This window comes from uncultured Gardnerella sp. (assembly GCF_947280595.1).
Classification (GTDB): domain Bacteria; phylum Actinomycetota; class Actinomycetes; order Actinomycetales; family Bifidobacteriaceae; genus Bifidobacterium; species Bifidobacterium vaginale_A.
In genome coordinates, this window is sequence record NZ_CAMYOS010000002.1 from 38741 (window position 1) to 54076 (window position 15336).

General features: G+C 37.3%; 15 protein-coding genes. 2 read left to right on the forward strand and 13 right to left on the reverse strand.

All coding sequences use genetic code 11. The annotated features are described in order from the left end of the window. Positions 1-32: 32 nt before the first annotated feature. From Q0X59_RS01075 to Q0X59_RS01110, 8 genes are all read right to left on the reverse strand, one after another. Positions 33-308 carry a DUF4244 domain-containing protein gene (locus tag Q0X59_RS01075; protein ID WP_230955933.1) on the reverse strand — a complete coding sequence of 92 codons (276 nt, stop codon included), beginning with the start codon at positions 306-308 and terminating at the stop codon, positions 33-35. Positions 309-514: 206 nt separating this feature from the next. Next, positions 515-1207, reverse strand: a complete 693-nt coding sequence (locus Q0X59_RS01080) for a hypothetical protein (RefSeq protein ID WP_075523867.1) — start codon at positions 1205-1207, stop codon at positions 515-517. A 537-nt stretch (positions 1208-1744) separates the two neighbouring features. Further along, complete coding sequence (locus tag Q0X59_RS01085) at positions 1745-2419, reverse strand: pilus assembly protein (protein ID WP_297642568.1); 675 nt, start codon at positions 2417-2419, stop codon at positions 1745-1747. Between the two features lie 4 nt (positions 2420-2423). Then, positions 2424-3728 carry an ATPase, T2SS/T4P/T4SS family gene (locus Q0X59_RS01090; protein ID WP_297642570.1) on the reverse strand — a complete coding sequence of 435 codons (1305 nt, stop codon included), beginning with the start codon at positions 3726-3728 and terminating at the stop codon, positions 2424-2426. A gap of 108 nt (positions 3729-3836) precedes the next feature. Continuing rightward, on the reverse strand, positions 3837-5135 hold the full coding sequence (locus tag Q0X59_RS01095) for a hypothetical protein (protein WP_297642572.1): 1299 nt from the start codon (positions 5133-5135) through the stop codon (positions 3837-3839). A 41-nt stretch (positions 5136-5176) separates the two neighbouring features. Next, entirely contained in the window at positions 5177-6598 is a 1422-nt protein-coding gene (locus Q0X59_RS01100) for a ClC family H(+)/Cl(-) exchange transporter (RefSeq protein WP_297642574.1), read from the reverse strand. A 124-nt stretch (positions 6599-6722) separates the two neighbouring features. Then, on the reverse strand, positions 6723-7055 hold the full coding sequence (locus Q0X59_RS01105; protein ID WP_297642576.1) for a CrcB family protein: 333 nt from the start codon (positions 7053-7055) through the stop codon (positions 6723-6725). 87 nt (positions 7056-7142) lie between these two features. Beyond that, entirely contained in the window at positions 7143-7604 is a 462-nt protein-coding gene (locus Q0X59_RS01110; RefSeq protein ID WP_199172749.1) for a CrcB family protein, read from the reverse strand. Between the two features lie 44 nt (positions 7605-7648). Here Q0X59_RS01110 and Q0X59_RS06180 point away from each other — a divergent pair, with 44 nt between their 5' ends. Further along, positions 7649-7873 carry a pentapeptide repeat-containing protein gene (locus Q0X59_RS06180; RefSeq protein ID WP_366517011.1) on the forward strand — a complete coding sequence of 75 codons (225 nt, stop codon included), beginning with the start codon at positions 7649-7651 and terminating at the stop codon, positions 7871-7873. Between the two features lie 223 nt (positions 7874-8096). Here the strand turns inward: Q0X59_RS06180 and Q0X59_RS01115 are convergent, their stop codons facing one another. From Q0X59_RS01115 to Q0X59_RS01130, 4 genes are all read right to left on the reverse strand, one after another. After that, a complete protein-coding gene (locus Q0X59_RS01115; protein ID WP_075523871.1) occupies positions 8097-9398 on the reverse strand; it encodes an adenylosuccinate synthase in 1302 nt (433 codons plus the stop codon). Between the two features lie 93 nt (positions 9399-9491). Next, positions 9492-10547, reverse strand: a complete 1056-nt coding sequence (fbaA, locus tag Q0X59_RS01120; protein WP_297642581.1) for a class II fructose-bisphosphate aldolase — start codon at positions 10545-10547, stop codon at positions 9492-9494. A 17-nt stretch (positions 10548-10564) separates the two neighbouring features. Continuing rightward, positions 10565-10930: a chorismate mutase gene (locus Q0X59_RS01125; RefSeq protein ID WP_075523943.1), complete on the reverse strand. Its 366-nt coding sequence runs from the start codon at positions 10928-10930 to the stop codon at positions 10565-10567. Positions 10931-10984: 54 nt separating this feature from the next. Further along, a complete protein-coding gene (locus tag Q0X59_RS01130) occupies positions 10985-11446 on the reverse strand; it encodes an AsnC family transcriptional regulator (RefSeq protein ID WP_075523873.1) in 462 nt (153 codons plus the stop codon). Positions 11447-11858: 412 nt separating this feature from the next. Between Q0X59_RS01130 and Q0X59_RS01135 the strand changes: the two genes are divergently transcribed. Further along, on the forward strand, positions 11859-13064 hold the full coding sequence (locus tag Q0X59_RS01135; RefSeq protein WP_297642583.1) for a pyridoxal phosphate-dependent aminotransferase: 1206 nt from the start codon (positions 11859-11861) through the stop codon (positions 13062-13064). 124 nt (positions 13065-13188) lie between these two features. Here the strand turns inward: Q0X59_RS01135 and rho are convergent, their stop codons facing one another. Beyond that, complete coding sequence (gene rho, locus Q0X59_RS01140) at positions 13189-15279, reverse strand: transcription termination factor Rho (protein WP_297642585.1); 2091 nt, start codon at positions 15277-15279, stop codon at positions 13189-13191. Positions 15280-15336 lie beyond the last annotated feature (57 nt).

Below are 15336 nucleotides of genomic sequence, written 5' to 3' on the forward strand. Positions count from 1 at the left end.
TTCCCCCAAAAATAACGAATAACAGATTTTATTTAAGAAATATGCAATGCACGTTTTATTAAGTCATTTAACATATTTCTAACAGACTCAGATTTCAAAACAATAATCAGTAAAGCAGCAAAACCAGTTGCAGCAATAAGCACAACAGCATATTCAGCAGTAATAGCACCACTATCTTTTTTACTTAATTGTTTACTAAATCTATCTGAAAAATCGCATAATAATTCTTCAAAGCTATAGAACAACAAATTCATATGCGTACATGCAATTAAAAAGCATGAACGAATTACTTGCACAACCCCAACCATAGTTATAAACCTTTCTTCCTAAGCAGAATGAAATATTCTGATATGGATATCTTTACACATAAACTTGCTCTTACAAAGCAATTTAATTCAATGTGGTCAGAAGTTCATAACCCTTGGAAAATAAGGGAAATTCAAACAAAAAATAAAATTTTAAGAAATATTTCTAAATAAATAATAAAAATTTCAATTTCAAATTTGATTAAATATTATTGAATAAAAGATGCAACCGTTGGCAATATTCCTATGCAAATAAAAGCAGGTAAGAAACACAATCCAACCGGAAGTAATAATCTTACAGATAATTTAGCAGCTTCTTGTTTTGCAGCATTTTGCATAGTATATCCATAATTTTTTAATACAGCTTTTAATATTGGAAGCGATGGAATACCGTTATACCAAGATTCACGCAATGATTTTGACAACCATTTAGCTAAGAGAGGATAATCCGTATTTTTATAACTTAATGATTTATTACGTACAAGCATTGTGAAACCAAGAATTCTACAAACACTGAAATTAGAACGATCTCTGCAAACATTATTTTGTAAAACATATGTAGAAGACCATGATTCTTCCCAAGTACTACCTTTTTTAAGAGCGAATGCAACAGCACGCATCCACTCTCCATTACTTTCGAAAACAGAGCCAACAGCTTCTATTGCAAAAGGCAAAGAACTTCCACTTTCTAAAGCAACTATAATCATATGCAATCCGAGAACAGGACTCAGTTTTATAAAACTATTATTTTTTGTATAACTCATGCGAGAAGCAGATAAATCATTACTTGCACGATTTCCTAATGAAATACAATCAGATTTATAACTTACACATTGACAAACAATAATACTTACAAGAAAAGCTATAAAAAGTAATTGATTACTAGCATTCATAAAATTCATCTAATCACCATTTTATTTACAGGATTTTCCTTTTTGTTGTTGCTGAGCTCTCGGAGTTTCTCTCATCGCAAGATTTTTACATTGCTCTAAGAGAAACTCCGAGAGCTCTTTGCATGTTTAGTCTTTTAATCTTCGGTTAATCACTGAGATTTTTCGATTTTTCTTCTTCATTCGATGAATCACCATCGGGCTGCGAATCGACCGAGATTAAAGCAGCATAGTGCGCTTTAAGCTCCCTCGATGAGTGAGCTGGCACAGAGAGGAAGTCCAGTGGACTTCCCTGCCAGCGAAGTGTTGAGCTGTTACTGCGTGCGCGATAAAAAATTGCACTAAAAATCTCATTCAGGGCGAAAAATCTTAAATCTCTGCCTAACTAACAGCAAAGCATACGTTGCAAATTATTCTATAAATTAACTTACGCGAAATGTTCAAACGTTCACGACACGTAGAACTCACGCAACAAACAAAACTCACGCAACGCATAGCAACTAAACCGCTCACAACACAGCTTAAACTAATCAAAAATACATGCAGATATTAGTCTTCATCGCACATCATATTTTTACGAGATTGATCTAACATAGTTTTAACCCAAATCACACCAATCGCATAACTTACAAGCCCTACTGAAAGCATTATGAAACCTCGAGAAGTTGTAAGAAGCAACTTCAACGGATTCGAACCCATCAATTCACCTGCAAACAATGTCAATAACGGAAGTGCTGTAAGCAAAGTTATAGTCGCTTCAGGCATAGCAAGTACTTCATTACGAAGTGCTTCAGCTCTGCGTTTATATCTATAAGAAGACGCTACTGCATCTACACAATCCAACATAGAGCAGCCAAGATTATTACTAAGTTTATAAGCTGCCATCAAAGATTGCGAAATCTTGTTTATATCATTTTCAATCTTATTATTACTTTTACGCTCATTATTATTTTTATTGCTATCAACAACACTATTTATATCGCTATTTTTATTGATATTTTTATAAATATCGCATGATTTACAACGCCAACGCAACCAATTAGCAATAATTTCTGCACTCATGCTCGTAAATTGATAAGATTTATTAACGCTTTTACAGGATCTGCTATCTTTACTAACTTTTGAAATATATGCAGAAAAAATTACATCACGAAAACTAGATCCTGAAGCGAGTCCAGCAGATAAACTAGCTAAAGATTCTTCAATAAAATTAACTTTATCCATAAAATCACCACTTCTTAATCTTCCACTTTTGTGCAAAAACATTCCAACACTTACTCGGAGCTAAATAATGAGCTCCCGTACTTTTATCAACAGTCATGCACATAACGGGAATACCATGTAACACAACATTTTCAGAATTATTTTGCAAACCTAAACAACGCGAATAATCATCTGAACCGTTTGTAAGAACTCCAATTTCATGAATCATTCGCTTATTATTCATTCTTTCTACATGTATAACTACATCGAAAGCACCAGCAGCTAAAGCACACAAAGCTCTAGGCTGCAATCCAGCAAGCAATCCTAAAGACATAAGCCTTGCTGGAACTTTATACACATCATCTGCGTGCAATGTAGTCATGCCACCGTGATGACCTGACGTAAAAACTCTCAACAAATCAGCTATTTCTTCACCTCTGCACTCTCCAAGAACTATACGATCTGGCCTCATTCGTAAAGTCGCTTTTACAAGTTCAGGCAAACAAATTTCACCTTTACCTTCTACATTTGATTCACGCGTGCTCAAAGATACGTAATCACCTTTAAAACCGCATAATTCTCTGGTTTCTTCAACTGAAACTATTCGATCATTACTATCTGCTTCTGAAAGCAAAGCTCTCATTAAAGTAGTTTTCCCAGATCCAGTACTCCCAGTAATCAATATGTTCGCGCGCATGCGTACAAGCAATGAAAGGATATTTTTTACACTCAACGAATACATTCCTTTTTTATATAGCATGTCTAAATTGCACACGCCTTGAGATGGAAAACGTACTGCAATCACAGCACCCATTGATACGATAGGAGCTAAAACAGCATGTATTCTTATTCCAGATGCACTAGATACGTCTGCTATAGGACGCGCATCATCAAGCCTTTTACCTAGCTGAGCACAAATCCAAACAGCATATCTACGTAATACAGATGGATTATTCATTGGTATTCTAGGAATTTTTTCCTTTAACCCATCTCCATAATCTAACCAAATACGCCCGTTTTCTGTAATTACCATATCCGTTAAACGCGGATCTATTACAAATTCTTGCAATATTCCAAAATCAATATCGCGAGCGCAAGAAGATTGCGAAGACCCCACGCAAGAAGACCTCACGCAAGAATCCCCAATATCAGAAGACTCAACATCAGAAGACTCAACATCAGAAGACTTCACAAAAGAAGATTTCACATCAAAATATTTCGAAAATCGCGAAGGAAAAGAAGAAAAACTTGAATTAAAATTACTATTTGTAATCTGATTTACTCGCTTATTCTTTTCTAATGCACAATTGCACATCTTAACATTGCCCAACTTATACTCCCCCGTATTTATATTTATTATCTACTCACTTACATGTAACTCAATCACACACAAATCACGCACAAATCACGCACAACTCACGCACAACTCACGCACAACTCACTTATCTGCGTTTATATTGCACACTTCCAACACCCAATTTGATAATTGCTCAATTATAAAACGCGAAGATTTTGGAATTTTACGAATACCATACCCTTCAATAATGTCTTCATGCAAACGCGAATCATATTTAATCGGGCCAATAACAGATTTAGACAAGTATTGCGAAGCTTCATCAATATCTACAGCACACAATTTAGGCGCTAATCCATGCGGCATAATACCAACTGTAATTGAATTTTCGTTTATAAAATCAATATTGTTAAAACTATCGTCAGATTGCTGAGAAGAATATCTATACAAGCAATTTAATAAATATTCTTTAACAATAGAAATCTGATAATTATATGCACGCATACGAGCCATTCCTAAAACAGAAAGTTCGCTTGCATAGATTATTGGCGAAAAAGCTAAACCCATAATAGTATTAAAAACATTAAACGAGCTTATTCCGGAACCAACATCAACAATCACAACATCATTACATTGAGCTAAACCACGAATAGATGCATCTAAAAGCCACGGTTTTAAAAGCGACGAATTACGTAACTCATCTTGAATCACATCATCTTTATTTGTTGATAAATCAGCTTTGCTAATTTCACTCACACACATACGCCATGGCGCATATGCAAGCACGCCTACACCATTGCAATAAATAAGTTCATCTTTTAACACCGAGCCATCTAATCTACCTAGTGGAGCTTCAACTTCTTGCAACCTTCTACCATCATCTGATTCCAAGCCAAGTAAAACATCTAATCCACCATGTGAAACATCTGCATCAACAAGAGCAACAGAATATCCATATGAAGCTAAATTTTGAGCAATCATTGAAAGACTAGTACTCAATCCAACTCCATCACTCGCAGAAGATCCAACTATTACGTTAGAAGGTAATAATTCAGGAGAAAAATACTTATAATTTTTACCAAAAATCGCAATACTTGCAGAAGGGCGACTAACTTCTGACGAAGCAGTACGGTGACTAACGCCTGACAATGCAGCATGACGACCTGTAGGCTCTGCATCTTTCGCAAATTGCAAATCATAAGAATTAGCTAAAGAATTACAAGATGCTACAACAGTGCAATCATCCTTATATTCGCCAGCACGCGAATCACTTGCTCGCAAATCACCAACACTAGCTTCACAAGAACGCAATTCGCCAGCACGAGATTCGCCAACATAAGCCCCACCAGCACGCGAATCACAAGCATAATCCCCACTAGAGCGCAATTTATATTCAAAACGCGATGACAGCGAGCTTGCATGAGTATCAACTAAATCATTCATGCTCTTATTACAACGCGTTAAATCACATTACACAATATTTTTTAATCAATGTGGTCAGAAGTTCTTAAAATTGCAGACTTATCCACAAAAACAGAAGGATCATTAGCATGCTCTACAAGATAACGTTCAAGCAATTCGCCATAAATAGGCTTAGTTTTCAAAGCATCCGAAACTAAAAGAGCAATAAGAGCAGAAGCAGCAACCGGTAACATGTGAATTAGTGTTCCAGACATTTCAACTGTAAGCAAAATTGAAGTAATCGGAGCTTTTACAGAAGCAGACAACGTTCCAGCCATTACACACACTGCAAATATTGATATAAATTTTGCATCGATTCCAAAGTTTCCGATTATAAACCTAGAACAAAAACCACCAGCGAGAGCACCGACAGCAAGAATAGGCATAAAAATACCGCCAGGAGCACCACAACCAAAACTCGTGGAAGTAAATAGCATTTTCGCTACAAACATTATAAAAAGTATCCCAAAGCTAATCTTTCCATATTCAGAAATACGTACTAAATTAGATCCTCCGCCTAAAACTTCTGGAATAAAAAGACCAACAGGTATAGCTATAAGACAAGCAATTATCGTAGGCATCCACTTTGGCATATGTTTATATAAAGTTTGAAAACCTAATAATGAACGATTCATTAAAGAGCCAATAAATCCTGCAAAAATACCTAAAGGCAATATCCAAAAATGCAAAGATATAGGCAAATCAGGAATATTACCGAAATCCAATACTGGCTTCAAACCCAAACAAGTTTGAGCAACAAAATCAGCACATAGCGAAGCTACAGCAGCCGTAACAAGAACAGTAGAAGACAAACTATGTCTAACTTCTTCAAGAGCAAACATCAACCCTGAAAGAGGAGCACTAAAAGCGGCAGAAAGACCAGCAGCAGCACCAGCCGTAACCATATAATGCTCTTGCTCATCTGAATAAGAATCCTTCCCACGAAAAATTCGCGAAAACATTTGAGCACCGCAAGCACCAATTTGAATAGAAGGACCTTCTCTACCCAAAGAAAGACCAAGCAAAGAGCCAATAAAACCAGACACAAACCTCACTGGAAGAATTGTGTGCCATCGCATATCTAAACCGCGATTTTCATATCCAACGACTTGAGGAATACCACTTCCAGATGCCATCGTTTCTTTACGGCTCATCCAACCAATTAAAGCACCTATTATTAAAGCGCTTACAACAAGAATCAAAAATATGATTAACGCAATATTAAAATGTTGCTTTAAAATTTGCGCATAAATCCAACGAGCAATATCAGTACCATATTCAATACCAACACGATACGTTACTACCAATATGCCTGAAATAACGCCAACAGCAACACCAGCACATACCATTTTCCAACGCAACTGCTTAAACGTTGAAAAAATTCGTGCAAAAAAATTGCATGCACAAAAGTCGCGCAACAAGCTAATCATATTCTTAAATTTCACGACTACTCGATTCTTGCATAAAAATTCAAAATCACACTCACTACTTACTAGTTACTACTAGCTACAAACAAAATTTGAAAAATTATTGCAATTACATGTTTATTTTCAAATCTAATTCCCAATATTAAACGATATTAATTAACACAAACATTGAGAAAAAGTATCCAATTGAAGCAGCAGCAAATGGCATAATAAGCTCATAAGAAAGCAGAAACACACCATCTTTTATTTTTTTATTTTGAATAAGATCCACACCTTCAAAAATTGCAGTAGAAAATGTTGAAAATCCGCCTAAAAATCCAACAAACATGACGAATACAAAATTTGAAAAATAAATTGAATAAAATACAGAAAAAACATTAAAAGCAACACCTAAAACAAACGAAGCAAAACAATTGATAATTAAGGTTGCGACAGGAACTTTGCTTTTAATTATAGAGGAAATTCCTTTAGTCAATGCAAATCTACAAACAGCACCAAAACCGGCAAAAAAGCAAGACAAAATAGTAAAAACAAGAACATACGAATAGTTGTTGTAGATCATTTACTTCACCACCTTTTCATCTATATACGCAAGATTTTTAGCACGCCTTTGTTTCACGCAACGCGCAATTCCACTACCAATCCAATTGCCAATAAAAACCATTAAAATACCTAAAATAAAAGAAACAATTATTCCTAAAATAGCAAATCCTGCTCGCGTAGTCACAGACGATACAGCGCCTTCAAAAGCAAAAGTAGACATAGTAGACAATCCGCCACAAAAACCTGTTCCCAATACGCATTTGTATAGATTTTGTTTCTCACGCGATACAGCAATAACAGATACAGATGCAACAAGCGCAAAAATAAAGCACGCAAGCATATTAGATAAAAAAGTTCCTAAAGTTAGCTTGCCAAATATAAGCGACTGACCATCGAGCGGATAAATCATGCGAGATATTGAAGACATGATTGAACGAACGAGAGCACCAGCCGCGCCGCCAATAAAAACTAGATAGTACAATTTTCTACTAGATTTGGAACTTTTTACACTGGAACTACTTACATCTGCGACATTCGAGTTGGAGCTATTTAAATCTACACCATTCGAATCTGAACCATTCGAATCTAAACTATTCGAATCTAAACTATTCGAATCTGAACCATTCGAATCTAAACTATTCGAATCTGATCCATTTACATTATTTAATTCGCTCATTTTATTTACTTTCGCTCCTTAAAACCACACACAAATCCCAATTCAAAATATACACTCGTCAACTAATCAACTAATCAACTAAGACAACTAAGACAACTTAAGCCTCATAGCAAATTTTCATAGCAGATTTCTAAACATAAACCAAAACGACACTCCCATTTAGAAGTGCCGTTTCGATAACAATCATCAGATTTTAATAATAAAATTAAATAATCCAATAATTAAATAATCCATATCTTAGTAAATCAGTATTAAATAATTCATATCCTGAGTCAATATATCCTGAGTCAATATATATCAGTCAATCAAAGAATGAACACTAATAATATGATCTCTTTGAGGACCAGTGCCTATAGCCGAAATACGGCAATGCGACAAATCCTCTAAACGCTTCACATAACTTTGAGTATTTTCTGGCAAATCTTCAAATTTATGAATCTGAGAAATATCTTCGCTCCAACCTGGAAGCATTTCATAAACTGGCTTAGCAGCAGCGAACAAAGATTGGTCTACAGGCATTTCGTTCAATCTCTTAACAGTGCCATCAGCCAAAGTTACATCATATGCAACGCATACTGGAATATCTTTTAATCCAGTCAAAACATCAAGCTTAGTTAGAACAATATCCGTTAAACCATTAACCCTAGAAGCATAACGAGTTACAACAGAATCAAACCAGCCACATCTACGAGGACGTCCTGTAGTCACACCATATTCATGACCATGCTCACGCAACCAATCACCTTGCTCGTCTAAAAGCTCCGTAGGGAAAGGACCTTCACCAACACGAGTGATATATGCTTTCGCAACACCAATTACGCGAGTAATACGAGTAGGTCCTACTCCAGTACCTGTGCAAGCGCCACCTGCTGTAGGATTCGAAGAAGTAACAAATGGGTACGTACCGTGATCAACGTCAAGCATTGTAGCCTGTCCGCCTTCAAAAAGCACAGTCTTTCCTTCATCTAATGCATTATTAAGCACAAGAGAAGTATCTGCTACGTAAGGCTTCAAACGCTTACCAAGTTCCACAAGCTGAGCAGTAACTTCATCAATATCAATAGGATGCTGGTTATACAGCTTGATTAGCATTTGATTTTTTTGATGTAAGCTAGATTCAACTTTATCTCGCAAATGCTCAGCATTGAACAAATCATGTACGCGGATTCCAACTCTATTGATTTTATCTGCATAAGTAGGTCCAATACCGCGACCAGTAGTACCAATCTTATGTTTACCTAAGAAACGTTCTGTTACTTTATCGATCACGCGATGATACGGCGTAATAACATGAGCTTCTTCACTAACTAAAAGTCGAGAACAATCAACACCACGAGATTGTAAAGCATCAATCTCTTCAAAAAGAACTTCTGGGTCAACAACTACACCGTTACCGATTACAGGAGTAACATTCGGGCTAATAACACCACTAGGAAGTAAATGTAATGCGTAGGATTTATCTCCAACTACAACAGTGTGACCAGCATTATTTCCACCATTGAAACGCGCTACAAAATCCACTTTAGAGCCGATTAAATCTGTCGCTTTGCCTTTACCTTCGTCACCCCATTGAGCACCGATAAGCACAATTCCAGGCATGGAACACCTCCATAATGAGCTTTATAACAGCTCAATTCGCACAAACCCTACTCGACAAGACTAGCGCAACGGGCATACTGAATAATTAGCAAACTATTTCAAAGCTTTTCCAGCAGATCCAAGTTGCACACACGCTTCAACAACTCTACTTGCCATTGCATTTTCCGCTTCTCTACCCCACGAACGAGGATCATAAAGCTTTTTAGCGCCAACTTCTCCATCTACTTTTAACACAGCATCATAATTTTGGAACATATGACCTGCAATCGCACGAGTAAAAGCATATTGCGTATCTGTATCAATATTCATCTTAACTACTCCATAGCGAACAGCTTGCGCAATTTCTTCAGGACTAGATCCAGATCCACCGTGAAACACAAGCAAAAATGGCTTCTTAGCATCTCCAAAACTACGTGAATCACAGTCTGACTTATACTTTTGATACACAGAATCTTGAATTTCTTCAAGCAATTGCGGACGCAATTTCACTACTCCAGGTTTATAAGCTCCATGCACATTGCCAAAAGTAAATGCAGCCATATAAAGCCCACGCTCGCCTAAGCCCAATCTATTAACAACTTGCATAGCATCTTCCGGAGTGGAATATAAACGCTCATCTATATCTGCTCGATGACCATCTTCTTCGCCACCAACTGCACCGATTTCAATTTCGAGTACTGTATGAGCTTTTATAGAAGAATCCAATAGCTCTTGCGCTATATCTAAATTATGATTCAACGACACAGTTGAACCATCCCACATATGAGATTGAAAAATAGGCTCTTGACCGCGATTAACCTGATCTATTTCATGTGCAAGAAGTGGACGAATCCAATCATCTAAATATTGCTCTGCACAATGATCAGTATGAAGAGCAACAGTGATATTTGGATATTGAGATGCAACTTCATGAGCAAATGAAGCAAACGCAAGAGACCCAACAACGCGATTATTAACTGTATTGCCAGAAAAATAAGCAGAACCACCAACAGAAACTTGAATAATACCGTCAGATTCAGCCTCAGCAAAACCTTGAAGAGCAGCATTTAAAGTCTGACTACTAGTTACATTGATAGCAGGATACGCATACCCACCTTTACTAGCAGCATCAAGCATTTGCTTATAACGTTCAACAGTTGCAATAGTCATAGTTTTTATTATCGCTCTTAGTGCGCATATTCAGAGCGATCTGCAATAAGTTTATGACGCTTTTTAGATTCAGAAACTACAAATTTATGATACTCTCGCGCGATTGATTGCTCTAATCCTGCATCCTGAGCAATAGTACATAAACGAGCAATCTGTTCATTTTCACGATTAGAATCGTATGGAGCAAATCCTGCTTGTGCTTTAATGCTACCAATACGATTAGTTAGAGCAAATCTTTCAGCTAACAAATAAATAACAGCGTTATCTATATTGTCAATCGATTGACGCAGTGTAATAATTCTTTTTGCACAATCAGCTAAATCAGAATCATCTAAAGACGCACATACGTCAATCGAAGACTTATCAAATCTATGTTGAGACATCATTGACTCAGAAGAATCACACATATCTTAATTAAAAATTCTTAACTAACTAATTTAATCAAAATATGTTTGCAAGACCATCGTAGTTTCAGTACTAACAGGAACAGTACGATGAATCATGTTAATCAATTCTTCCAACTTGCCTGGTGTTGCAACACGAACCATAAGCATAAAGCTTGGGCTTCCAGTAATAGAGTAACAAGCTTCAATTCCAGATATATCTTGTAATTTTTCTGGAACAGTTGCTTCCTGCTCAAAATCTAACGGAGTAACTGTTACGAACGCGCTAATTGGCAAACCACGACGTTCATAATCAATCAAAGCTCTATATCCGGTAATAATACCCCTACGCTCAAGTTTTTGAACACGAGATTGAACAGCAGAAACAGATAATCCAGAAGCTTTAGCAAGACGAGTAAGTGTTGCTCGTCCATCATGTTCAAGAATATCAACAATGATCGCATCAGTAGAATCCATAGCAGAACTATTTTCGATTCTGTTAGAATTAGCAGTCATACGGCCTCCTCCATACTCACTCGGACGCTGGCCGGAATCGACACTACGCCACCTTGTAGTTCTTTCAGCTTACAGTATTTTTTAAGTAAAAAGAATAAAAAATTACTAAAAAAATCTATTTTTTAATAAAAATGCCAAATGTTTATACGCCTAAACCTTTGTTTAGATTGCTACAACTCACTATTTATTGAGTTTATATGCTATATTTATAGGAAAGATTACTAATAATACTTAGTAATTCCGTAATTTTCCCATCTATATGCGTTATTTTGACAAACAGCCATATACATACAGATTGCGAATAATTCACAGCTTATACTAAAAATAATTAAATAAAATCGCATAAAGCAAATCGCATTAAAATGCAAAACAAAAAATAATTATCCATACGCCAGTAGCAAAAGGAGTTTATATGTCGACTTTGGCACAAAATGCTATATCTATACCAAGATCCGGCATTAGAGATGTATTTGATCGTGTAGAACAAATTCCAGATGCAATTTCCTTATGCTTAGGCGAACCCGGTCAAACAGCGTCACAACACATCGTTATAGCTGCATGCAAATCATTAAAAGAAGGCAAAACAAAATACACAGACGTTTTAGGAATACCAGAATTTAGAAAAGCTGCATCGTCATACACAAAACGTATTAAAGGTTTGACTTATGATGCAGACACAGAAATACAAGCAGTTGACGGAGCGACAGTCGGTTTATATTTAGCTACAAAAGCTCTTATAGACCCAGGAGATGAAGTAATTATCCCATCGCCATTCTTCACATCATATGAAACAGACGTATTGATGTGCGGAGCAACTCCTGTAACAGTTGCATTAAAACCAGAACATGGCATGCGCATAAACGCACAAGACATACTAAATGCAATTACACCACGCACACGCGCAATAATCATAAATTCTCCAGGAAATCCAACAGGCGCTGTAACAACGATTGAAGAACTAGAAGAAATCGCCAAAGTTTGCATAGAACATGATTTATGGGTAATTTCCGATGAAGTTTATCATCCATTCGTATTCTCAAATAATCCAGAAAGCGAAGTGAATTCAAAAACGGTAGCACCTTCCATAGCTTCAATAAAAGGAATGCGCGAAAGAACTATAGTAGTAGAAAGTTTATCTAAAACTTTTGCTATGACAGGTTGGAGAATAGGATACATTCTAGCTCCAGCGCAAGTAATAGAACAGACAAGCAAAATCGCAGAAATGATACATTCTTCAATAAACTCCACAGCACAATATGGAGCAGTAGCAGCATTAAATGGACCTTTAGATCACGTAAAAGAAATGCGAGAAGAGTATCGTTCTAAGCGAAATCTAGTTATGAAAGAACTAGCTGATTGCGATGCAGTAAACTTAATTGAGCCACAAGGCGCTTTCTACGCGTTTGTAGATATAAGACCTACAGGACTTAGTTCTAAAGAATTCAGCGATCGCTTGTTAGAAAAAGAGAAAGTCGCAGTTGTTCCAGGAGAAGCTTTTGGACTAGAAGGCAGCGGATTTGTGCGAGTATCATATGCAGGAAAACCTGAAGATATTTCAGAAGGCGTAAAACGATTGAAAAGATTTGCAATCGAAATGAAAGCAGAAAACAATCGATAAATCAGAAAACAAACAATAAAAAATACTAAAACCAATTAAAAAATAAAATACTAAAACCAATTAAAACCAAAATTGCCCCCTGATTTCTTAAAACCAAGGGGCAATTTCAATATAATCGCAATTTTTAAGCAGCGCTTTGTGCTGTACCACCATTTGTAGAATTATTTGCTTGCTGCACAATCGCAGAAAGGAAATCGCGATTAGACGCAGTCTTCTTCAAACGAGGTACCAAAGTCTGATACGCTTGCTCAGGCTCAAGTCCGCCAAATAGGCGGCGCAAACGATAAATAATTGGCAATTCTTGAGCAGAAGTAATTAACTCTTCACGGCGAGTACCGGAAGAATTGATATCAACTGCAGGGAAAAGTCGTTTATCTGCCAAATCGCGGCTCAAACGCAATTCCATATTTCCAGTACCCTTAAATTCTTCGAAAATAACTTCATCCATCTTAGAGCCTGTTTCAACAAGCGCTGAAGAAATAATCGTCAAAGAACCACCATTTTCAATATTTCTAGCTGCACCAAAGAACTTCTTAGGAGGATACAAAGCTTGAGCATCAACACCACCTGAAAGAATACGTCCGGAAGTAGGAGCTGCAATATTGTATGCACGAGCCAAACGAGTCATAGAATCAAGCAAAACTACAACATCTTGTCCAAGCTCAACTAAACGCTTAGCACGTTCAATAGCGAGCTCTGCAACTGTAGTATGGTCTGTTGCAGGACGATCAAAAGTAGAAGAAATAACTTCACCTTGAACAGTGCGCTCCATATCCGTCACTTCTTCAGGTCGCTCATCTACAAGAACAACCATCAAATGAACTTCAGGATTATTCACAGCAATTGCATTTGCAATATTTTGCAACGTGATTGTCTTACCAGCCTTTGGAGGTGAAACAATCAAACCACGCTGACCTTTACCAATAGGAGCAACTAAATCAATAATTCTGCCAAGAATACGATTTGGCGTAGTTTCCTGCTTCAAGCGCTCTTGAGGATACAAAGGCGTAAGCTTGGCGAATTGCGGACGCGTTTGAGCAGCCTCTACACTCAAACCGTTAATCGTATCAATACTTTGCAAAGGAACAAATTTTTGACGCTGGCTGCGGCGATCACCATCGCGAGGAGCACGAATCGAGCCTTGAACTGCATCACCTTTACGTAAACCATACTTTTTGATTTGGCTCATAGACACGTAAACGTCATTAGGACCTGGCAAATATCCGGAAGTACGTATAAAAGCGTAAGACTCTAGAACATCAACAATACCTGCTACTGGAACAAGCTCTTCTTGAGGTTCAACACGACTAGATTGGCGATCTGCTTGCTCACGCTGATCTCTTAAATCATGAGAATCGCGAACTTCACGATCACGAAGATCTTCATCTCTTTCAGAGTTACGATCTTCATCTCTTTCAGAACTACGATCCAAATTACGATCTACGTGAATTGACTGAGTATCGTCAAAATCACGCGTTCTGGCGCGCATACGGCGCTGGAAACGATCTCCTCTAGCAGAATCTTCACGCTGAGAAGAACGTTGACGGCGACTGTCAGCATCATAATTAGAATCTGCTCTACTACCAGACTGAGCTTCGTCCAGTTCGTTAGGCAAAGTAGCTAAAATTTGATCTAAATCAACGACAGAACTATCTTTAGATGAAACTGTATCATCGTTTTTCTTAGAAATTCGCGCTAAATCACGATTTTCTTCACGATTCAAATTTTTAGATTCATCTCGAGAATCTATACGTGCATCTCTAGAGAATTCGCGGCGACGACGTCCTTTAGCAGCTCTATCTCTAAAACGAGATCCATCAGAGGACGAAGACTCGTCAGAGCCGCGATTCACATCGCGAGTACTTGCATCATTCGAATCATTACTATGACGTTGCATACGATGAGCAGAATCAAAAGAATGATTTTCTTCAGATTTAGTATCTTCAGACTTTGCATCAGCACCACGAGTATCGTCAACACGACTTAAATAGCTATCACGAGCAAAATCATTACTATAAGATTGCTTAGAACGAATAGGATTTGCAGGTACACGCACAGTTACACCAGCAGGTGCTTCACCCCCATTGCGCGCTGCAGTCAGAGTGGAAACTAGATCTGACTTACGCATAGTAGAAGTACCACGCAACCCCATTTGCTTCGCAAGATCTTTCAGCTCAGATAGCTTCATATCTTCAAGATTTTGGCTTATTGCCACAATTATGCCTTTCCTCTACCCCACAGTTAGACCCTGAGGAGCGTTTTTACGGAAGAT

Excerpts from the sequence above, each read along its gene's own strand:
- fbaA (WP_297642581.1), bottom strand. The coding sequence starts at position 10,547 with ATGACTATTGCAACTGTTGAACGTTATAAGCAAATGCTTGATGCTGCT.
- Q0X59_RS01130 (WP_075523873.1), bottom strand. The coding sequence starts at position 11,446 with ATGACTGCTAATTCTAACAGAATCGAAAATAGTTCTGCTATGGATTCT.
- Q0X59_RS01125 (WP_075523943.1), bottom strand. The coding sequence starts at position 10,930 with ATGTCTCAACATAGATTTGATAAGTCTTCGATTGACGTATGTGCGTCT.
- Q0X59_RS01095 (WP_297642572.1), bottom strand. The coding sequence starts at position 5,135 with ATGAATGATTTAGTTGATACTCATGCAAGCTCGCTGTCATCGCGTTTT.
- Q0X59_RS01080 (WP_075523867.1), bottom strand. The coding sequence starts at position 1,207 with ATGAATTTTATGAATGCTAGTAATCAATTACTTTTTATAGCTTTTCTT.
- Q0X59_RS01135 (WP_297642583.1), top strand. The coding sequence starts at position 11,859 with ATGTCGACTTTGGCACAAAATGCTATATCTATACCAAGATCCGGCATT.
- Q0X59_RS01085 (WP_297642568.1), bottom strand. The coding sequence starts at position 2,419 with ATGGATAAAGTTAATTTTATTGAAGAATCTTTAGCTAGTTTATCTGCT.
- Q0X59_RS01115 (WP_075523871.1), bottom strand. The coding sequence starts at position 9,398 with ATGCCTGGAATTGTGCTTATCGGTGCTCAATGGGGTGACGAAGGTAAA.
- Q0X59_RS01075 (WP_230955933.1), bottom strand. The coding sequence starts at position 308 with ATGGTTGGGGTTGTGCAAGTAATTCGTTCATGCTTTTTAATTGCATGT.